Origin of the sequence: Pseudomonas oryzihabitans (assembly GCF_006384975.1) — a bacterium.
GTDB lineage: Bacteria > Pseudomonadota > Gammaproteobacteria > Pseudomonadales > Pseudomonadaceae > Chryseomonas > Chryseomonas psychrotolerans_B.
Genome location: NZ_CP021645.1, coordinates 1,676,329 through 1,694,743 on the forward strand (window position 1 = coordinate 1,676,329; position 18,415 = coordinate 1,694,743).

An 18,415-nucleotide genomic window follows, 5' to 3' on the forward strand; every position below is an offset into this window, starting at 1 on the left:
GGCGAACCCGCGACTTGGCGCGGGTTTTGCCCCGACCCCAGCAGACCCCACGCGACATCGAGCGACGTTACCTCTGACCGGACCCCGGCCCGGCAATTAGCTGCTTGACCGTCGGGTGGAGGCTGCGCCCCTGTCACCATAATGGTGCGTAGCTTTTCAAAGACGCCCACCAAGGGTGCACGAAAGGTCGCCTGAGCACCTTCGTCCGTTGCTGGAGACACCATGCCTGCCTCGCCTTCCCTGTCCGCCGCGCACCTTTGGGTCGCCGGCTCCGACGCCCCGGAAAAACCCGAACTCAACCTGGGCTTCCTGCCGCTAAGCGATGCCGCTTCGCTGATCGTGGCGGCGACCCAAGGCTTCGGTGAACCCCATGGCCTGACCCTGAATCTGCACCGCCAGCCGTCCTGGTCGGCGCTGCGCGACAACCTGCTCGGCGGTCGGCTCGATGCCGCCCATTGCCTCTACGGCCTGGTCTATGGCATCCACCTCGGCCTCGGTGGCGCTCCGGCGACCGACATGGCGGTGCTCATGGGGCTCGCGCAGAACGGCCAGAGCATCAACCTGGCGCGCAGCCTGGCCCTGGAAGGCGTGCACGACACCGCTTCCTTCGTCGCCCGGGTCCGCCAACCGGGTGCCCAGCCGCTGACCCTGGCGCATACCTTTCCCACCGGCACCCATATCTTCTGGCTCTACTACTGGCTGGCCGCCCAGGGCATCCATCCCTTGCACGACGTGCGCACCGTGCTGGTACCGCCGCCGCAGATGCCCGAGCACCTGGCCGCCGGCCGGGTGGACGGCTATTGCGTGGGCGAGCCCTGGGGCGCCGCTGCCGTGGCGCGTGGCCAGGGCTTCACCCTGACCACTACTCAGGCCATCTGGCCGGACCATCCGGAAAAGGTCCTGACCTGCACCCGCGCCTTCGCCGAGCGCTATCCCAACACCGCCCGGGCGCTGATCCGCACCCTGCTCGACGCCAGCCGCTTCATCGAGGACAACCGGGAGAATCGCCTGAGCACCGCGCAACTGATCAGTGATCCCGCCTATGTGAACGCCGATCCAGCCCTGCTCGCCGACCGCTTCCTCGGTCACTACGAAGACGGACTCGACCACCGCTGGGACGATGCCCATCCCCTGGCCTTCCATCGCCGAGGCGAGGTCAATCCGCCCTATCTCTCCGATGGCCTCTGGTTCCTCACCCAATTCCGCCGCTGGGGGTTGCTGCGCGAGGATCCCGACTACCTGGCCATCGCCCGCGCCGTACAATGCACCGAGCTATACAGCGAGGCTGCCGCGGGCCTCGGGCTGGAGCGACCGGCCACCCAGCGCAGCAGCACCCTGCTCGATGGCCGCACCTGGGACGGTAGCGATCCGGCCGGCTACGCCCGCAGCTTCGCCCTCCATGCCCTCACCGACCACTAGGGAGAACGACCTTGCGCATCTTGCTCATCGACGACACCCCCAAGCAGGTCGGCAGGCTCAAGGCCGCCTTGATCGAGGCGGGCTTCGACGTCATCGAAGACTCGGGCCTGACCATCGACCTGCCCGCGCGCATCGAGGCGTTGCGGCCGGATGTCATCCTGTTCGACACCCAGTCGCCCAGCCGCGACGTGATGGAGCAGGTCGGCCTGGTCAACCGTGACCTGCCCCGTCCCATCGTCATGTTCACCGACGAACACGACCCGGCGGTGATGCGCCGCGCCATCCAGTCCGGGGTGAGCGCCTACATCGTCGAGGGCATCCAGACCAGCCGCCTACACGCCATCATCGATGTCGCCCGGGCGCGCTTCGAGACCGACCAGGCGCTGCGCGCCGAACTCCAGGCCCGTGAGCAACAACTGCTGGAACGCAAGAAGGTCGACCAGGCCAAGGGCCTGCTGATGAAGATGCGCGGCTGCAGCGAGGACGAGGCCTACACCCTGATGCGGCGCCAGGCCATGAGCAAGCAACAGAAGCTGATCCAAGTGGCCGACCAGATCATCGCCATGAGCGAATTGCTCGGCTGAAACACCTTGTAACATCCTGGTAATCAGCACGCTCGAAACTGGCGGTCACCTTCAACCGGAGACCGCCCATGCGCGCCGTCACTGCCAGCTTCATCTGCGGATTGCTGCTCACTCCACTGGCCCAGGCGGCCAGCCCTCAGCCCGAAGCCTTGCTCACCAGTCTGGAACAGGCTGGCAAGAGCCCGGCCTTCGCCAAGCTGGAACAGCGCCAGCGTGAGTTGCTGGTACAGCGCCTGCGCCAGGCTGCCCAGCCGTTCGACCAGAGCGGCATCGAGCACGTCCGCCAGGGCGCTCCCCTGGCCGACGAGGCGTGGCTGACCGCCCAAGGCTACGACTTCGCCAAGGAAAAACTGCAACAGGACGACATCCAGGTACTCGAAGGCTTCCGCACGCTGCCGGCGAGCCTGTTGGCGGCCAGTACCGCCACCGTCGTCCGGATCAATCACAGCGCTTCGCCGGCGCTGCAAAACCGCGCGGTGCTCGATGCCGATGGCATTGCCTTCCTCTACTACACCGCCGACGCCCTGGGGCCGCGCCTGGGCCAGGCCTTCCTGGACGCCTATGAGCGTGGCGAGCTGGGCAAGGCCGCAGCCCTGATCAAGGCCTCGGAGGTGAGCACCGCGCCAGCCAAGAAGTATTTCGATTACCCGCGCCCCTTCCTGCGCCCGGAAAAACCTGTGACCCTGGTGCCAGATCGCGTGGTGGTGGGCGATGGCAAACCCTATGTCGCCTCGGCTGGTGCCTTCCCCAGCGGCCATAGCACCGTGGGCTACACCGATACCCTGCTGCTCGCTGCCATGCTGCCCGAACGGGCCCCAGCGCTGATCGCCCGAGGGGCCGGCTACGGCTACTCGCGGCAGGTACTCGGCGTGCACTATCCGCTGGACGTCATCGGCGGGCGCATGATCGCCCAGTACAACGTCGCTCACTACCTGGCCGACCCGGCCTATCGCCGCCTGTTCGACGAGGCCCGCGAGCAGTTGCGCAGCGCCCTGACCAAAGCCTGCGGCATGGCCCTGGCCCAGTGCGCGGCGGGCGCCCCAGCCGACCAGGATCCCTGGAACAGCCGCGCGGCCTTCTCCTTCAACCACTACACCCTGACCTACGGACTGCCGGCTGCCGGCTCCGCCACGCAGCCGGTCCAGGTCCCGGAGAACGCCCCCGTTCTGGCCCAGTCACTGGCCCCGGCGCTCAACGCCACCACCGCGCAGAAACGCCTGGCCAAGCCCTATGGTGTCGCCGAACTGGGCCTGGATCCGGCGCATGCGCAGTGGCAGCGGCTGGATCTGTTGGATGCCATTCATCAGCACTGAGCAACCAGTGATCTGAACCTCAGGGACTACCGGCAGGGACGCCGGTTCAAGCGCGTGGAAGAGACGGGAAAAGAATGCCAACATAACTCTTCCACGGACTCGCTCAATCAAAAGGACTTATGCCCATGAGCTCGCTGCAAGCCGAAATGCTGGTCGAACAAAAAGTCGCCAACGCCCGCAAATCCACCGGCGCCGCCTACGTCATCTGGTTCTTCCTCGGCATACTTGGCGGTCATCGTTTCTACCTCGGCCGCACCGGATCCGGCGCTGCCATGCTGGTGCTCTGGCTGATCGGCTGGGTCACCTTCTTCATTCCCTGGATCGTGACCGGCATCTGGTGCCTGGTCGATGCCTTCCTCATCCCTGGCATGATCCAGGAGCATCAAGACAAGGTGCGTCAGCAAGCACGCCTGGAAGTGGCCGTGCTGCAGGGTAGCAACTCGCTCTGATGATTCCCGGGGCGCTCTGCAAGAGCCGAGCGCTTCACGCGATTTTTCCTCGAAGAGCATAGCGGCTTACGATTGCGGTACGCCGCCGATCACCTACCCTGTCCCGGATCGCCCGAAAGGGTGTGGACGTTGGCGTACGTCACTCGACCACTTCCAGTCCCAGGCGTCGCCCCGCGCGCTTCTATCCGTCGCTTCCTGCGCCTTCAAACTCACTGCCGAGCTCAAAAGAACCGCTCGCCGTCGTGACGACTGCACGATGGCCCTGTGAAAATCGCTGGGCCGAGCGACGAAGCGCCCCACCCTGGGGCGAGTGAGCGAGGCCGGTGCAGCGAAGGCCCAGGCTCGCCACCCGCAGCCTGGGCCAATGCGGCCTGCCAAGCTCTGGCAAAGCTATTGCTTGGGATGATCGGCCCGGCCAGCCGCTCTTGCGTGGCCGCTCACGGATACCGCGCCTGTTGGAGTCGTCATGGCCGCATCATCCCTCGCTAGCGCTTCACGCTCATCTGCCACACGCCACTCAGCGCCGTTGCCAGGTCTATCCTCAAGTCTTGGACTGGTGGGTGGCGTCCTGCTGGCAATCCTGGCCACCCTGCTGGCAGCCAACGACCAGATCTTCGCCGCGGTCGGCGTCCTCGGTCTATTGTTGCTGCTGGCCTGGCGTTGCCAACTGGCACTGAACCAGCGCCACCGTCAGCACCTGTTCTGGCATGCCGAACTTGCCCGGCTGCTGGAGACACCGGCCGACGTCGATCCCGCCAACCTGCTGGTCGCCGCCGCCGAACGACTGGAGCGCAGCGAACGCATTCGCAGCGAAACGGCCTACGCCAGCCAGGCCCTGGGGCGACTGAGCGAGCTGTCCCATCGACAGGGCAACGAGCAGGAGCGTGGCATCGCCATGATCGCCGCGGCAGCCGAGGAAATCGAACGCACCCTGGCCAGCATTCGATCCCTGGCCGACGCCGCTGGCGAGGCCTTCGCCGACAGCCACGGGCAGAGCCTCGCCGGCCATGCCAGCGCCTGCCAACTGGGCGAAGGGATGGCATCCATCCGGCATAGCCTGGATGCCACCTCGACCACGGTGAACACCCTGCTCAGCGGTACCCAACACGTGGAGCAGGCCGTGGTGGCCATTCAGCAACTGGCGCGACAAACCCAGCTGCTGGCGCTGAACGCCTCGATAGAGGCGGCGCGCGCCGGCGAACAGGGCCGGGGCTTCGCCGTGGTCGCCGAGGAAGTACGCCATCTCGCCCAGGCCACCGATCAGGCGACCCGCAGTATCACCGAGGTTACCGGCACCATCGTGACCGCGATCCGCCAGGTCGCCAGCCAAGTCGGCGAACACGACGGTCTGCTCGGCCACGAACACAGCCGTTGCGGGCGTCTGGCCGGCGAGCTGGACGCCATCGCCCAACGCAGCCAGAGCAACCTCGAGCAACTCGGCCAGATGCGCCAGGCCCTGACCGAACATGGCCAGGCCAATCACGCCTTGAGCGAACAATTGCAGCAGTTGCACCTTGGTGCTCAGGCCTACGCCGAGCAGCGCGAAGCCCTGCACGAGCTTACCGACTATCTGCGCAAGCTGACCGGGAGGGTGCGGCCATGACGCTGCTGACCACGCTGCTTACCGCCGCCAGTCTGTCCGCCGGCCTGGTGATTGGCTGGAATCGATTGGAGCGCCGTCGGACCCAGGATTCCAGCCTGGAGCTCATCCTGCGCCTGCAGGTGGGTCTCGACCTGCTGCAGGGTGTCCAGCAGCATCGTGGACTCGGCGGCCAGGATGGTCGCGAAGCCCAGGAGCGCCGCGCGATGCTGCAACAGCGACTGGAGCCGCTGTGGCAGCAGTGGGCACATGAGGCGCAATACCAGGGCTGGCAACAGCTGCGCCAGGCGCCGGCTGATCTGGACGCCCATTGCCAACTGATCGAAGCCTTGCTGCAGCGTTGGCGATTGTTGGAATTACACCTGCGCTCGCTGCATCCCGCCCGACCATCCCTGGTGGAGCGCTGCCAAGCCATCGAAAACCTGGGACTGATTCGAGGCCTGAGTGTGCGCGCAGCGCGTCATCCACGTTGTCCGTTGGAATTCCAGGTACGCCTGAAATACCTCTGCGAGCAACTGCACAATGGTCAGGTCGAACCCGCGCTGGCCCAGGCGTTGGAAAAGCTGCGGAACGACCTGTTGGAAGCGCCCCGCACTACCCTCAGTCCGGAAGCCTGCTACGCCCTGCTCACCCCCTTGATCGACGCCCGCCTGGAGGCGTTGCGCCCCCTGGTGCGTCTCGACATGACAAAGGGCTCGACAAGCGCAGCGACCTGCGGCTAATGTCCGCTGCAGGTCACATGCCGTGACCCACGTCGCTCGGACGGTTCCGGGCGCTTACGTACTTCGAGGAACGCATGACTGATTCCAGTCCCGTGCGCCGCTTTGCGCGCATCGATCGCCTGCCCCCCTACGTCTTCAATATCACCGCCGAACTCAAGATGGCCGCTCGCCGGCGTGGCGAGGACATCATCGACCTGTCCATGGGCAACCCCGACGGGCCGACGCCGCCGCATATCGTCGAGAAGCTCTGCCAGGTCGCCCAGCGCGAAGACACCCACGGTTACTCCAGCTCCAAGGGCATTCCCCGGCTGCGGCGCGCCATCTCCCATTGGTATCGCGACCGCTACCAGGTAGAGATCGATGCCGACAGCGAAGCCATCGTCACCATCGGCTCCAAGGAAGGCCTGGCACACCTGATGCTGGCCACCCTGGATGCCGGCGATACCGTGCTGGTGCCCAATCCGAGCTATCCGATCCACATCTACGGCGCGGTGATCGCCGGCGCCCAGGTGCGTTCGGTGCCCCTGGTGCAGGGCATGGACTTCTTCGCCGAACTGGAGCGGGCCATCCGCGAGAGCATTCCCAAGCCGAAGATGATGATCCTCGGCTTCCCCTCCAACCCCACCGCCCAGTGCGTGGAGCTGGACTTCTTCGAGCGCGTGGTGGAACTGGCCAAGCGCTACAACGTGCTGGTGGTGCACGACCTGGCCTATGCCGACATCGTCTTCGACGGCTGGCAGGCGCCCTCCATCATGCAGGTGCCCGGCGCCAAGGACATCGCGGTGGAGTTCTTCACCCTGTCCAAGAGCTACAACATGGCCGGCTGGCGGATCGGCTTCATGGTCGGCAATCCCGAGCTGGTCGCGGCCCTGGCGCGGATCAAGAGCTATCACGACTACGGCACCTTCACCCCGCTGCAGGTGGCCGCCATCGCCGCCCTCGAAGGTGACCAGCAGTGCGTGCGCGACATCGCCCAGCAGTACCAGCAGCGCCGTGACGTGCTGGTACGTGGCCTGCACGAGGCCGGTTGGATGGTGGAGAATCCCAAGGCGTCCATGTATGTCTGGGCCAAGATTCCCGAGCCCTATGCCCACCTGGGTTCGCTGGAATTCGCTAAGAAGCTCCTGGCCGAGGCCAAGGTCTGCGTCTCGCCCGGCCTGGGCTTCGGCGACTATGGCGATGACCATGTGAGATTCGCCCTGATCGAGAATCAGGACCGCATCCGCCAGGCGGTGCGCGGCATCAAGCAGATGTTCCGCGCCGACGGCCTGCTGCCTCGCGCGCCTGCGCGCAAGTCCGGCGTCGAGCCCGCCTGAGATGAGGTAGGGCGCCACCGTGCCGCCGACCGGCGGCGCGGCTGGCGCTTGCCAGGAACCTGGGTCCAGGCTATAAGCAGACTATTCGTCTCCAGGGCACCGCCATGCTGAAAGGCCTGTTCAACCTGCTCAAATCGCCCTCCGCGGACGAGCTCAAGCTGGCCGCGAGCATCAACAACTCCTACAAGTCCATGCGTGTGGTCGGTCGCGGCACGGTGCGCATCGATCCGGCGGAAGTCTTCGACTCCCCCGAATTCAAGGAAGACCTGGACCGCGCCCGGCGGCTCATCAACAGCTGATGTTCCTGCTGCTGCTCCTGCCGATCCTGGTCAGCGGCTTTCTCGTCTGTCACAAGCACCCGCTGTACTTCTATCGCCTGCACCGCTACGAGGGGCAGTATCTCTATCTGCAAAGCGCCCGCTTCGGGCTGTTCTGCACCCTCCTCGCCGTGATCCTGCACCTGGGCCTCGCCCAGCTCGTCCAAGAGCGTGCCTGGTCGCTTGGGGGCAGGACCTTCTCGCTGGACTATTTCGCCGGCCTCGCCGAGCTGCTGCGCCGGACCGGCACCCTGGAAGATACGTTGCAAGCCGCCTGGATCCTGCTGGTGACGGTGACCGCCCTGCTGGTCCCCAGCGCCTGGGCGGCGCTGGCGCGCGGCACCATCAAGCGCAAGTACGGCCTCAGCGAGGACAATTACCGCACCTTCATCCTCGCCGGCATCCTCAAGGACAGCCCGCTGGACGACCTGCTGATGACCGCCTCCATCAACAAGGAGACGCTGATGCTGACCCTGGAGGAGCGCAAGGTGTACGTCGGCCGCATTACCACCCTCGGTGAGCCGAGCGAAACCCAGGGCGCGGACCAGGACGTCTGCATCAAGCCGATCATGAGTGGCTACCGCGACAAGGACAAACTCTGGGTGACCTTCACCACCCATTATGCGGACAAGGGCAAGGACATCTACCTGACCCTGAAACAAAGCCAGATCGTCTCGGCGACGCGCTTCGATTTCGACGCCTATGAGGCGTTTCGCTCAAGCGTAAGCCGCAATTGACGCGGCTTCCGCAGATATCCACGGGGAACGTATGACTTTTTAGGCGGGTCCCATTTGCAGGGCGGCCACCACAGCGGTGCCGCCTTCTCATTCTGCCTAGGAAATCAGGAGCACCCTCATGACGCCCATGCTGAAGAAAGCTTCCAGCCTGTCCCTCGCCATCCTGTTCGCCGCCGGTGTCGGTCTGGCCCAGGCCGCCGACCAGCTGTTGCCGGCGCAATTCGTCGACGACGCCTCGGCCAAGGGCATCGCCGAGATCGAAGCGGGCAAGCTGGCGCTGGAAAAGAGCCAGTCGCAGGACATCAAGAGTTTCGCCCAGCAGATGATCGATGACCACACCAAGGCCAACGCGCAATTGAAGAGTCTGGCCCAGCAGAAGAAGCTGGAAGTCTCCAGCGACGCCGAGCTGATGGACAAGGCCAAGGCCATGATCCTGCAGGTGCGTGACGACTCCTTCGATCGCTCCTACGCCAACAACCAGGTCGTGGCCCACGAGCAGACCATCGCGATCTTCCGCACCGAAGCCGAGACCAGCAAGGACGCCGAACTGAAGGCCTTCGCCCAGAAGACTCTGCCGACGCTGGAGCACCACCTCCAGGAAGCCAAGGCGCTGCAGAGCAAGTACGCGAAGTAGCTGCAAGCCTATTATCGCGGCCATGGGCCGCTTGTGTCTTGGCTTGCCGTTAGGATGAAGGTGAGAGCAGCAGGGGGCAGGCTGTAGGGCCGCAGTGTTCGAGCACGTGTAGGAGCCGGTCCCGCCCCCTGCTGACCTCTGACGTCCTAGCCCGAACAGTTGATCGAGCTTCTACCTCGAACCGCACAAGCGTGGGCCTTCGTCAGAGGCGCTCTCCTCACCAGTATAGGAGGACCTGACGATGAAGGCAGCCTAGGTAGGAATCGATGTGTCCAAGGACATCTTGGCCGTTTGTGTATTGCCGGATAAACGGCAACGCGACTATGCCAATACCCTCGAAGGCTGGACCGAGCTGCTCGATGAGCTCAGCGGGTATGAGGTCCAGCGGGTGCTGCTCGAAGCCACCGGGGGCTACGAGGCTGGAGTGTTGCGTTACCTGGCGGCGGTAAACCTACCCGTGGTGCGGATCAATCCGCGCCAGGCCCGGGCTTTTGCCCAGGCCATGGGTCGCCAGGCCAAGACCGACCGGATCGACGCGGCTCTGTTGGCCCATCAGGCCCAGGTGATCGAGGGGACGGCGTATCAGCCGCAGAGCGCACAAGCCTTGGCGCTCCAGGAGCTGGTCAAGCGTCGTACCCACTTGGTCGCCCAACGTGACGACGACCGGCGTCGCCTCGCTAAAGCGTCACTTCCCGCCGTACAGGCCAATATTCGCCAATGCCTGGACTTCCTCAACCAACAGATCGCTTCGTTGAACCAAGCCATCGCCCAGGCCTGCAAGGCACTGGACGGCAGCCGTGCCCAGCGTCTGGCCAGTGTGAGCGGGATCGGTCCGGTCAGCGTGGCGAATCTCTTGGCTTACCTACCAGAGTTGGGCCACCTGGACCGCCGCCAGATAGCCGCCCTGGTGGGCGTGGCGCCCTACAATGTCGACAGTGGCGCCAAGAAAGGCATAAGACGCATCTCGGGCGGTCGCTCTGCGATCAGGCGCGTGCTGTACATGGCGGCCTGGTCGGTGGTGCGGCACCAGGCTGATTTCAACCGCCGCTACCAAGAGCTGCTTCAGCGTGGAAAGCCCGCCAAGGTCGCCCTGATCGCCTGTTTGCGCGTCCTGCTGATACGGCTCAATGCCATGCTGAGGGACGGCACGCCTTGGCGATCAGAACCGGTGTGAGAAGACAGTTGCTCCTACAGCGAGTGATGATTTTGTAGGAGCAGCCGTATCGGCGGATCGCCATGGCCACGATAAGCAGGAGCAGCGCCGTAGCGTGGAAAACGGCGCAGCCTTTTCCACTGGGAACCTGCGGAGACACGCGCCCTCACCCCAACCCTCTCCCAAAGGGAGAGGGAGCTGTCCGAGCAGGCGTTAGTTTCCTTCTGTTTAATCACCGCGCCTCAGGCTTGGTAATAGCTGCCCGTTTCTATAGCACTATGAAGCGCCAATAAAGGGCAACTCTCGACAACAGCGCCCGATCATTGTGCAGCACCTGGCCTAGATTTTCCGCCACGATGCCCTCAAGGCGGGTCAACACCGGGCTTGTCCGACTTGGCGTCGCTCTTGCAATGCCTTGGGTAGCGGTGGCCAACGGCGGTCACCCCAACCGACAAAGGCGTCAGTTCACCTCCCGGCAACGGGTAAGGGTGACTGGCGCTTTTTTTATGTCCGTGACGTGCCCGAGGTGCCCCATGAGTCCCAGTTTCTGGAAAGCCGGCCATGCGCCGACCCTGTTCGCCGCCTTCCTCTACTTCGACCTGAGCTTCATGGTCTGGTACGTGCTCGGCCCAATGGCCGTGCAGATCGCCACCGACCTGCAGCTGACCACCCAGCAACGCAGCATGATGGTCGCCACCCCCATCCTCGCCGGCGCGGTCCTCCGCCTGATCCTCGGTTTCGTCGCCGATCGGCTGTCGCCCAAGACCGCGGGCATCATCGGCCAGGTGGTGGTGATCCTGGCACTGCTGGTCGCCTGGCAACTTGGCGTGCACAGCTATGAGCAGTCTCTGTTGCTGGGTCTGTTCCTCGGCTTCGCCGGTGCGTCCTTCGCCGTGGCCCTGCCGCTGGCCTCCCAGTGGTATCCGCCGCAGCACCAGGGCAAGGCCTTGGGCATCGCCGGCGCCGGCAACTCAGGCACGGTGTTCGCCGCCCTCTTCGCCCCGGCGCTGGCCAAGGCCTTCGGCTGGACCAACGTGTTCGGCTTCGCGCTGATCCCGCTGGTACTGACCTTGGCGGTCTTCGTGCTCTGCGCCCGCAATGCCCCGGAGCGTCCGGCCCCCAAGAAGCTGGCGGACTATGCCCGCGCCCTGGGTGATCGTGACAGCTGGTGGTTCATGTTCTTCTACAGCGTGACCTTCGGCGGCTTCCTCGGCCTGGCCAGCACCCTGCCCGGCTACTTCCACGACCAGTACGGTCTGGACCCGGTGACCGCTGGCTACTACACCGCAGCCTGTGTGTTCGGCGGTAGCCTGATGCGTCCGCTGGGCGGCGCCCTGGCCGACCGTATCGGCGGTATCCGTGCCCTGCTCGGCATGTACACCGTGGCCGCCATCTGCATCGCCGCCGTGGGCTTCCACCTGCCCAGCGCCATGGCCGCCCTGGCCCTGTTCGTGGTCGCCATGCTCAGCCTGGGCGCCGGCAACGGCTCGGTGTTCCAACTGGTACCGCAGCGCTTCCGCAAGGAGATTGGCGTCATGACCGGGCTGATCGGCATGGCCGGCGGCATCGGTGGCTTCGCCCTCACCGCCGGCCTGGGCGCGGTCAAGCAGGCCACCGGCGACTACCAGCTCGGCCTCTGGCTGTTCGCCGGCCTGGGTATCCTCGCCTGGTTCGGCCTGCTGAGCGTCAAGCGTCGCTGGCGCACCACCTGGGGCTCGGCTGCCGTTACCGCAGCGCGGGTCTGAAGTGGCACCGAGCCGCACCTGATAGCCTTCGAAATCACTAGGCGGGCGCTGTTATCCGACACTTCATCGGCTAATAGCGTCCGCTTGTTAACGTGATCATTCGACTATCTAGTAAGAGTCCCTCCGCGGTGCGACCCTGAGTAAAAGAACAATTAAAGGGAAGAAATCCTCATGCTATTGCACCCGGTCTTGTGGTTGATGAACCGTAGTCGTTACGCGACGAAGTTCACCCTCATATTGCTGGTATTCATGCTGCCCTATTGCTGGCTGTCACTCGATAAGCTGGCAATCCTGTCCGAAGAGCGGCGCATCGCCTTGCATGAGCGCGAAGGCGTCTCCTTGATCGAGCAGGCTATCGTCACCTATGAAGCCGCGCTGAAGCGGGCGGCTCTGAACCTGATCGCCGGGGGCGGCGCCAATAATGAACAGCTGGGAATCAACCAGGCCAGACAGGAAAATCAGGCGGAGTTCGTGACCGCTCTGGCCCGTCTGACTCAGTTGCGTGATGCCGGCGGTTACTCCGACATCGTTTTGCCCCCCGCTGAGCCCAAGGCCTACGAGTCCAATCCGGCGGATCCGATGGACGCGCTGTACAGTGATTTCAACGATGCTGGACGTACGCTGCGTAGCGCTCTGGGACAACTGGCGACCCGCAGCCAACTGAACACCGATGCCGACCCGGCCGTGGCCCGGCCAATCGCCTTGGTGCTGGGGCCTTTGCTGGACGGCCAGGAAAAGACTTCCCGCGCCCAGGCCTATAACGGCTACGTCAAGATCCTCGGCATGCTATTCGCCACGTCCAAGCCTGCCGTGCACAACCTCGCTGAGGAGCTGCAGCAACTGTCCCAACTGCTCGCCAGCAACCAGAGCGAAGCCGGAGTCCAGGCGACCCGGGTACTCGAAGGCCTGACGGCACTCTATGAACACGAGGTGATAGGCCCCTATTACGACGGTAGCCTGTCGCCCGAAGGCGGTGCCGAAGGGTGGCGCGAGAACTTCGCCGCCTACCAGGTCCAGGCCCAGGCGCTCCAGGACCAAACCAAGGCGCTGCTCAGGCTGGTCGACCAGGCGCTGGCCCAGCGGGACGCTGAGAAACAACGGGCCCTCACGCTCCACACGGTGCTGGCCGCTACCCTGATCTTCGTGCTGCTCTACCTCTTCGCTGGCTTCTACTGGTCGGTGACCGGTACTTTGAAAGATCTGCGCAAGGGGACCCAACGACTGTCCGAAGGCGATTTGCGCGAAGACATCATCACGCGCTCCCGTGATGAATTAGGCGATCTGGTGAGCGATTTCAACCAGATGCAGCATCGCGTACGCGCGCTGATCGGTGACGTCACGCGCCTGACCACCGCCGCCACCGAGCAGGCCAGCCAACTCAACGCCAGCGCCGAATCAGGCAGTGAGCGGTCGGGTCGCCAAGCGGAATCCATGGAAGAGGTCACCACGGCCATGAGCCAATTGACCCTGAGCGTGCATGAGATCAGCCGCAGTGCTCTGGTATCGTCGGATTCGGCGCGCCGGGTCGGCGTCGAATGCCAGGACGGTCAGTTGCAGATGCAGCAGGCCGTGCAAGGCATCGGTGGTCTGGTCACCGGCATGCGTAGCTCGTCTATGGCCATCCAGTCGGTGGAAAGCGAAAGCCAAAACATCTCCAAGGTGCTCGGCCTGATCAACGCCGTGGCTGAGCAGACCAACTTGCTGGCGCTGAACGCATCCATCGAGGCGGCCCGCGCTGGCGAGCAAGGGCGAGGCTTCGCCGTAGTGGCCGACGAGGTGCGTAATCTCGCGCATCGATCCAAGGGCCTCACCCAAGACATCGAGGTCATGGTCCAACGTCTGCAGACCCAGGTGAGCTCGGCTGTCGCGGCCATCGCTGCCAATGAACAGGGAGTCACCCAGGCCCGCCAGCAGATCGAACTGACTGCCGACGTCTTCCAGAAAATCACTGTCGATGTCGACGAAATCGCCAGCCATGCCGCCCAGATCGCCTCCGCCACCGAACAGCAGGTATCCCTGGTGGCGGATGTGCAACGCAATGCCCAAGTCCTGCGCGAGCTGGGCCGCACCACTCTGCAGGATTCCCGCGAAGTGGCGGGCCTGACCCAGCAGATGGCCAGCGGTACCCGGGCGCTGCAGCAGACCCTGGCCGCTTTCCACGTCTAATGTGGGGTAGCGCGGGCCGTCAACGGTTCGATGAGGGCGTCAGGGCTCTTCCGGTGACGGCCGCACGTAGCTGGTCAGCACGTGGTCCCGCCAAACGCCATCGATCTGCAGATAGCGTCGGGCCAGGCCTTCGCGCTCGAAGCCAAGGCTGTCGAGCAGATGGGCACTGCGGGCGTTTTCTGGCAAATGGTTGGCCATGATGCGATTCAGGCCCAGTTCCTCGATGACGAAATCCCGCCCCAGCCGTACTGCGCTACGCATCAGCCCGAGCCCCTGCCAGGTCTCGTCCAGGCCATAGCCCAGGTAGCAGGCCTGGAAACCACCGCGAACGATCTGGCTGAAATTCACCGTCCCTATTACCAGCGGGCCCGCCTTGAGGATCAGACGCAGCTCCGTCAGTCCCGGCCCGCCAGCACGATAGGCCGCCACCTGCCCCTGCCACTGGGCGAGGGTGAAGAAGGCGTCGGAACGCCGCGGCATCGACAGTGCCAGGTGCTGGCGGTTGCGTCGGTAGTAATCGGCGACCGCGGCGGGATCGGCCAGAGTCAGGTCGATCAGCTCGACCGCCTCGGTCACGGCGAAGCGCGGGGGATACTGCAGGCGTACGCTCAGGCTGCTCATCGAGGGGTGTCCGGCGGAAGTTCATAGACCCAGGTCGCGCAACGCCCACCCTCGGGCCCTGCGCGATCGTTTTCCAGCACGCGGATACGGCGGAAGCCGACCCGTTCGGCAAGCCGCTGGCTGGGACCGTTGGCGGCCGAGGTGGTGAGATAGAGACCGGCCTTGCCGCGCTGCTCGACGAAATGGCGTAGCGCGGTGCTCATGAAGCCCTGCCCGGCATGCAGGCTATGCATCCAGTAGCCGATCTCGTAGCGCCGCCCGCCATCCAGCGGCGTGAGCCCCAGGCAGCCGAGCAACTCGTCACCCCGCACCAAAAAATAGCGCTTCTCGCCCAGCTCCAGGGTGAAGGCGCCACGCGCGGCGAGCAGGCTGTCGCGCGCCTGGGCGACCGTGGTGTGCTCCCGCGCCCAACCGAGGAAGCGCCGATGCTCGGCATAGCTCCAGTTGAGCGCCTCGGCGAAGGCCGCAGCCAGACGGGGTTGCGGCCAGACCAGCTCGAAGTCGGCCAGGGCGATGCGTGGCGGAAAATTCATGGCGCCGTCCCGACATCCAGCCGCGGCACGGCGGCCAGCAGGCGTTGGGTCATGGCGTGGCGGGGTGCGCGCAGCACCCTTTCGACGCTTTCGAGTTCGACGATGCGCCCGCCCTCCATCACCGCGATGCGGTCGGCCAGGTACTCGACCACGCCGAAGTTGTGGGTGATGAATAGATAGGCCAGGCCCTGCTCCGCCTGCAGCTCAAGCAGCAGGTCGAGGATCTGCGCCTGCACCGAGACGTCCAGCGCCGAGGTGGGTTCGTCGCAGACCAGCACCTGCGGTTCGACGATCAGCGCCCGGGCGATGGCGATGCGCTGGCGCTGGCCGCCGGAGAATTCATGGGGGAAGCGCTGCAGGGTGTCGCCGGGCAAGCCAACCCGCTCCACCAGGGCAGCGGCGCGTCTCTGGCGCTCCTGGGCAGCCAGCTCAGGGCGTAGGGCCAGCAATCCCTGCTCCAGGGTGGCACCGATGCGCATGCGTGGGTCCAGGGAGGCGAAGGGATCCTGGAAGACGATCTGGATCTGGCCGCGCAGTCGCTGCAGGGTACGTCTGTCGGTGCTGAGCAGGTCTTCACCGCCGAGGCGGGCACTACCCTGGATGCGCGGACCATCCAGCAGACGCAGCAGCGCCTTGCCGGTGGTGGTCTTGCCGCAACCGGATTCGCCCAGCAGTGCCAGGGTCTCGCCGGCGTGCAGGTCGAAGTCCACCCCGTCCACCGCCTTGACCCAGTCCCGGGTCCGGCCCCAGGCGCCCCGGCGGATCGGATAGTGCACGGCCAGGTCGCGTACCTCCAGCAACCGCTCGCCCGGCGTACGGGCGGGCAAGGCGCGGGGCTGGCCCGCCAGGGTCTGGCCGCGCTTGGCGAAGGTGGGGATGGCGGCGAACAGCTCGTGGGCATAGGGATGCCGGGGCGCGCTGAAGAACTCCGCCGCCGGGGCGCTCTCGACGATCTCGCCATGGCGCATCAGGGCGACGTGATGGGCCACCTGGCGTACCACCGCCAGGTCGTGGGTGATCAGCAGGATGGCCATGCCCAGCTCGCGCTGGATGTCGGCCAGCAGGGCCAGGATCTGCGCCTGGACGGTGACGTCCAGCGCCGTGGTGGGCTCGTCGGCGATCAGCAGATCGGGCTCGGCGGCCAGTGCCAGGGCGATCATGATGCGTTGCTTCTGGCCGCCGGAGAACTGGAAGGGATAGTCGTCGATCCGCCGCTCCGGCTCGGGGATACCGACCCGGTGCAGCCACTCCACTACCTTGGCGCGAGCGGCGGCGCCGCGCAACGGGGTGTGGGCACGCAGCGTCTCTTCGATCTGCTCGCCGACGCGCATCACCGGATTGAGGCTGGTCGCGGGCTCCTGGAAGATGGTGCCGATGCGCCCGCCTCGTAATTCGCGCAGGCGACGCTCCGGCAGCCGATGCAGATCGGTGCCGGCGAGCAGGGCCACGCCGCGGGCGATGCCCAGCGAAGGCGGCAGCAGGCGCAAGAGCGAGAGCGCGGTGACGCTCTTGCCGCTGCCGGATTCTCCGACCAGGGCGAAGGTCTCGCCGCGCGCCAGGGTCAGGGCCAGGTCCTTGACCGCCTGGCGGGTGCCCTCCTCGCCCTCGACCAGGATTTCCAGGTCACGAATGTCCAGCACGGTGCTCATGGCTGCACCTCGCCTTGGCCAGGGCGGCGTCTGAGCCAGGCGGATCTCAGGCGACGACTGCGTGGATCGAAGGCATCGCGTACGGCATCGGCGAAGAGGTTGGCCGCCAGCACCAGGGCCAGCATGAAGGCGAAGGCGCTCAGCAGATTCCACCAGATCATCGGGCTGCGCGACATCTCGGTACGGGCGTCGTTGATCATGGAGCCGAAGGAATTCATGGTCGGGTCCACGCCGATGCCCAGGTAGGACAGTACCGCCTCATAGAGCACCAGGCTGGAGAATTCCAGGGTCAGGGTGATGAGCACCAGATAGAAGACATTGGGCAACAGGTGTCGGCGAAGGATGGTGAAATGGGAAACGCCGAAGGCCCGCGCCGCCTGCACGTATTCCAGCTCGCGCAGCTTGAGCGCCTCGGCGCGCAACAGCCGGCACAGCCCGGCCCAGCCGGTGAGGCCGAGGATCAGGCAGAGCATGAACAGCCGTAGGTCGGCGCGCGCCGCACCGGTGTCGAAGAACTCGGGGTGGCGGTCGATGAACACCTGCATCATCAGCACGCAGGCCGCCACCAGCAGCACCCCAGGAATGGAGGTCAGGGTGGTGTAGAGATAGGTGATGATGTCATCCACCCGCCCCTTGAAGTAGCCGGCGGCCAGGCCGAAGCCGATGGCGGGCGGCAGCATGGCCAGGGTGGTCAGGCTGCCGATGACGAAGGCGGTGCGGATGCTCTTGAGCGACTGGTAGAGCACGTCGTTGCCAGTGCTGTCGGTACCCAGCACGTGGTAACCGCTGGCCAGGCCGATCACACTGCCGGCCACCAGGCAGACACCCAGCCAGGTCAGCAGGATGGCGCGCCAGGGCGTGGCGGTATGGCCACGGACGATGAGTCCGCAGCGCGCGGCGAAACCGCCTGGTTCGCGCACCCTTGCCGCCGCCAGCGCGGCGGTGGCCAGGGCCAACGCCAGGCCGCCGAGCAACCCGAGGGCCAGCCGCCCGAGCACGTCGCCGCGCCATTGCGTGGAGGGATCGCTCAGCGTCGTACCGGCGTGCTTGAGCCGCGGAAAGTCGCGCAGCGGCTTGCCATCGGGCGACGAGCCCAGGGTTTCCTTGGTGAATTGGTGGGTGGCGAGCGGCGCGGAATAGGTCTTTTCACGCTGGGTGAGCGGGGTATCGGCGAGCAGGCCATCGAGGGCCGAGAGCACCGTGGGCGCATAGATCGGCGCCTGGGCCCCGGGCGCGGCCGGCAGCTGCGGTCGGTAATGCACGGAATCCAGCAGGGCGATGGCGACGAAGCTGGCCAGCACCACGGCGGCGCTCATCGCCGGGGCGTCCTGCAGCACCCGGCGCCAGCTGGCGCGCAAGGCGGGCTGGCGCCGGGCACGCCAGGCATAGAACAGGGTACCGGCCACCAGTAGGTAGAGGGCGAGATCGGTCCAGAGCAAGACGAATTTCGGCATGGC

Annotated in this window: 17 protein-coding genes and 1 pseudogene; 14 read left to right on the forward strand and 4 right to left on the reverse strand. The window is 65.4% G+C overall.

Annotated features, from left to right (window positions below):
• Positions 1 to 222 precede the first annotated feature (222 nt).
• The 14 genes and pseudogenes from CCZ28_RS07295 (at position 223) to CCZ28_RS25070 (ending at position 14,155) form a co-directional block, all read left to right on the forward strand.
• Positions 223 to 1,419 (forward strand): CmpA/NrtA family ABC transporter substrate-binding protein, encoded by a 1,197-nt coding sequence (locus CCZ28_RS07295; RefSeq protein WP_140217210.1) that lies wholly within the window; start codon positions 223 to 225, stop codon positions 1,417 to 1,419.
• Between the two features lie 11 nt (positions 1,420 to 1,430).
• Entirely contained in the window at positions 1,431 to 2,003 is a 573-nt protein-coding gene (locus CCZ28_RS07300) for an ANTAR domain-containing response regulator (RefSeq protein WP_058788810.1), read from the forward strand.
• A gap of 68 nt (positions 2,004 to 2,071) precedes the next feature.
• On the forward strand, positions 2,072 to 3,316 hold the full coding sequence (locus CCZ28_RS07305; RefSeq protein ID WP_140217212.1) for an acid phosphatase: 1,245 nt from the start codon (positions 2,072 to 2,074) through the stop codon (positions 3,314 to 3,316).
• Positions 3,317 to 3,441: 125 nt separating this feature from the next.
• Positions 3,442 to 3,765 (forward strand): TM2 domain-containing protein, encoded by a 324-nt coding sequence (locus CCZ28_RS07310; RefSeq protein WP_140217214.1) that lies wholly within the window; start codon positions 3,442 to 3,444, stop codon positions 3,763 to 3,765.
• A 1,036-nt stretch (positions 3,766 to 4,801) separates the two neighbouring features.
• Entirely contained in the window at positions 4,802 to 5,368 is a 567-nt protein-coding gene (locus CCZ28_RS25060) for a methyl-accepting chemotaxis protein (protein ID WP_437179210.1), read from the forward strand.
• Complete coding sequence (locus CCZ28_RS07320; RefSeq protein WP_140217218.1) at positions 5,365 to 6,087, forward strand: hypothetical protein; 723 nt, start codon at positions 5,365 to 5,367, stop codon at positions 6,085 to 6,087. The genes CCZ28_RS25060 and CCZ28_RS07320 overlap by 4 nt, the downstream gene beginning before the upstream one ends.
• 74 nt (positions 6,088 to 6,161) lie before the next feature.
• Positions 6,162 to 7,403: an alanine transaminase gene (gene alaC / locus CCZ28_RS07325; protein ID WP_140217220.1), complete on the forward strand. Its 1,242-nt coding sequence runs from the start codon at positions 6,162 to 6,164 to the stop codon at positions 7,401 to 7,403.
• Between the two features lie 104 nt (positions 7,404 to 7,507).
• On the forward strand, positions 7,508 to 7,702 hold the full coding sequence (locus CCZ28_RS07330) for a hypothetical protein (protein ID WP_058761175.1): 195 nt from the start codon (positions 7,508 to 7,510) through the stop codon (positions 7,700 to 7,702).
• Positions 7,702 to 8,457 carry a hypothetical protein gene (locus CCZ28_RS07335; RefSeq protein ID WP_140217222.1) on the forward strand — a complete coding sequence of 252 codons (756 nt, stop codon included), beginning with the start codon at positions 7,702 to 7,704 and terminating at the stop codon, positions 8,455 to 8,457. Before CCZ28_RS07330 ends, CCZ28_RS07335 begins: the two co-directional genes overlap by 1 nt.
• Positions 8,458 to 8,575: 118 nt before the next feature.
• Positions 8,576 to 9,091: a DUF4142 domain-containing protein gene (locus tag CCZ28_RS07340; RefSeq protein WP_140217224.1), complete on the forward strand. Its 516-nt coding sequence runs from the start codon at positions 8,576 to 8,578 to the stop codon at positions 9,089 to 9,091.
• Positions 9,092 to 9,359: 268 nt separating this feature from the next.
• Positions 9,360 to 10,265, forward strand: coding sequence for an IS110 family transposase (locus CCZ28_RS07345; protein ID WP_240795247.1), 906 nt, complete (start codon positions 9,360 to 9,362; stop codon positions 10,263 to 10,265).
• Between the two features lie 512 nt (positions 10,266 to 10,777).
• The gene (locus CCZ28_RS07350) at positions 10,778 to 11,989 is read left to right on the forward strand and encodes an MFS transporter (RefSeq protein ID WP_140217226.1); all 1,212 of its coding nucleotides are present in this window, start codon (positions 10,778 to 10,780) and stop codon (positions 11,987 to 11,989) included.
• 783 nt (positions 11,990 to 12,772) lie between these two features.
• A pseudogene (locus tag CCZ28_RS25065) lies at positions 12,773 to 13,297 on the forward strand (HAMP domain-containing protein); the annotation flags it as partial.
• Between the two features lie 123 nt (positions 13,298 to 13,420).
• Positions 13,421 to 14,155, forward strand: coding sequence for a methyl-accepting chemotaxis protein (locus CCZ28_RS25070; protein WP_437179211.1), 735 nt, complete (start codon positions 13,421 to 13,423; stop codon positions 14,153 to 14,155).
• Between the two features lie 39 nt (positions 14,156 to 14,194).
• On the opposite strand, the gene CCZ28_RS07360 is transcribed toward CCZ28_RS25070, so the two are convergent.
• The 4 genes from CCZ28_RS07360 to CCZ28_RS07375 are packed head-to-tail and all read right to left on the reverse strand — an operon-like array spanning position 14,195 to position 18,412.
• Positions 14,195 to 14,776: a GNAT family N-acetyltransferase gene (locus CCZ28_RS07360; RefSeq protein ID WP_140217230.1), complete on the reverse strand. Its 582-nt coding sequence runs from the start codon at positions 14,774 to 14,776 to the stop codon at positions 14,195 to 14,197.
• The gene (locus tag CCZ28_RS07365) at positions 14,773 to 15,309 is read right to left on the reverse strand and encodes a GNAT family N-acetyltransferase (protein WP_140217233.1); all 537 of its coding nucleotides are present in this window, start codon (positions 15,307 to 15,309) and stop codon (positions 14,773 to 14,775) included. The genes CCZ28_RS07360 and CCZ28_RS07365 overlap by 4 nt, the downstream gene beginning before the upstream one ends.
• Complete coding sequence (locus CCZ28_RS07370; protein WP_140217235.1) at positions 15,306 to 16,958, reverse strand: ABC transporter ATP-binding protein; 1,653 nt, start codon at positions 16,956 to 16,958, stop codon at positions 15,306 to 15,308. The genes CCZ28_RS07365 and CCZ28_RS07370 overlap by 4 nt, the downstream gene beginning before the upstream one ends.
• Positions 16,955 to 18,412 carry an ABC transporter permease gene (locus tag CCZ28_RS07375; RefSeq protein WP_140217237.1) on the reverse strand — a complete coding sequence of 486 codons (1,458 nt, stop codon included), beginning with the start codon at positions 18,410 to 18,412 and terminating at the stop codon, positions 16,955 to 16,957. The genes CCZ28_RS07370 and CCZ28_RS07375 overlap by 4 nt, the downstream gene beginning before the upstream one ends.
• Between the last annotated feature and the right edge of the window lie 3 nt (positions 18,413 to 18,415).

Bases quoted from the DNA above. Each gene is read 5' to 3' on its own strand.
- CCZ28_RS07295 (WP_140217210.1), top strand. From the start codon at position 223: ATGCCTGCCTCGCCTTCCCTGTCCGCCGCGCACCTTTGGGTCGCCGGC.
- CCZ28_RS07305 (WP_140217212.1), top strand. From the start codon at position 2,072: ATGCGCGCCGTCACTGCCAGCTTCATCTGCGGATTGCTGCTCACTCCA.
- CCZ28_RS07310 (WP_140217214.1), top strand. From the start codon at position 3,442: ATGAGCTCGCTGCAAGCCGAAATGCTGGTCGAACAAAAAGTCGCCAAC.
- CCZ28_RS25060 (WP_437179210.1), top strand. From the start codon at position 4,802: ATGGCATCCATCCGGCATAGCCTGGATGCCACCTCGACCACGGTGAAC.
- CCZ28_RS07320 (WP_140217218.1), top strand. From the start codon at position 5,365: ATGACGCTGCTGACCACGCTGCTTACCGCCGCCAGTCTGTCCGCCGGC.
- alaC (WP_140217220.1), top strand. From the start codon at position 6,162: ATGACTGATTCCAGTCCCGTGCGCCGCTTTGCGCGCATCGATCGCCTG.
- CCZ28_RS07330 (WP_058761175.1), top strand. From the start codon at position 7,508: ATGCTGAAAGGCCTGTTCAACCTGCTCAAATCGCCCTCCGCGGACGAG.
- CCZ28_RS07335 (WP_140217222.1), top strand. From the start codon at position 7,702: ATGTTCCTGCTGCTGCTCCTGCCGATCCTGGTCAGCGGCTTTCTCGTC.
- CCZ28_RS07340 (WP_140217224.1), top strand. From the start codon at position 8,576: ATGACGCCCATGCTGAAGAAAGCTTCCAGCCTGTCCCTCGCCATCCTG.
- CCZ28_RS07350 (WP_140217226.1), top strand. From the start codon at position 10,778: ATGAGTCCCAGTTTCTGGAAAGCCGGCCATGCGCCGACCCTGTTCGCC.
- CCZ28_RS25070 (WP_437179211.1), top strand. From the start codon at position 13,421: ATGGAAGAGGTCACCACGGCCATGAGCCAATTGACCCTGAGCGTGCAT.
- CCZ28_RS07360 (WP_140217230.1), bottom strand. From the start codon at position 14,776: ATGAGCAGCCTGAGCGTACGCCTGCAGTATCCCCCGCGCTTCGCCGTG.
- CCZ28_RS07365 (WP_140217233.1), bottom strand. From the start codon at position 15,309: ATGAATTTTCCGCCACGCATCGCCCTGGCCGACTTCGAGCTGGTCTGG.
- CCZ28_RS07370 (WP_140217235.1), bottom strand. From the start codon at position 16,958: ATGAGCACCGTGCTGGACATTCGTGACCTGGAAATCCTGGTCGAGGGC.
- CCZ28_RS07375 (WP_140217237.1), bottom strand. From the start codon at position 18,412: ATGCCGAAATTCGTCTTGCTCTGGACCGATCTCGCCCTCTACCTACTG.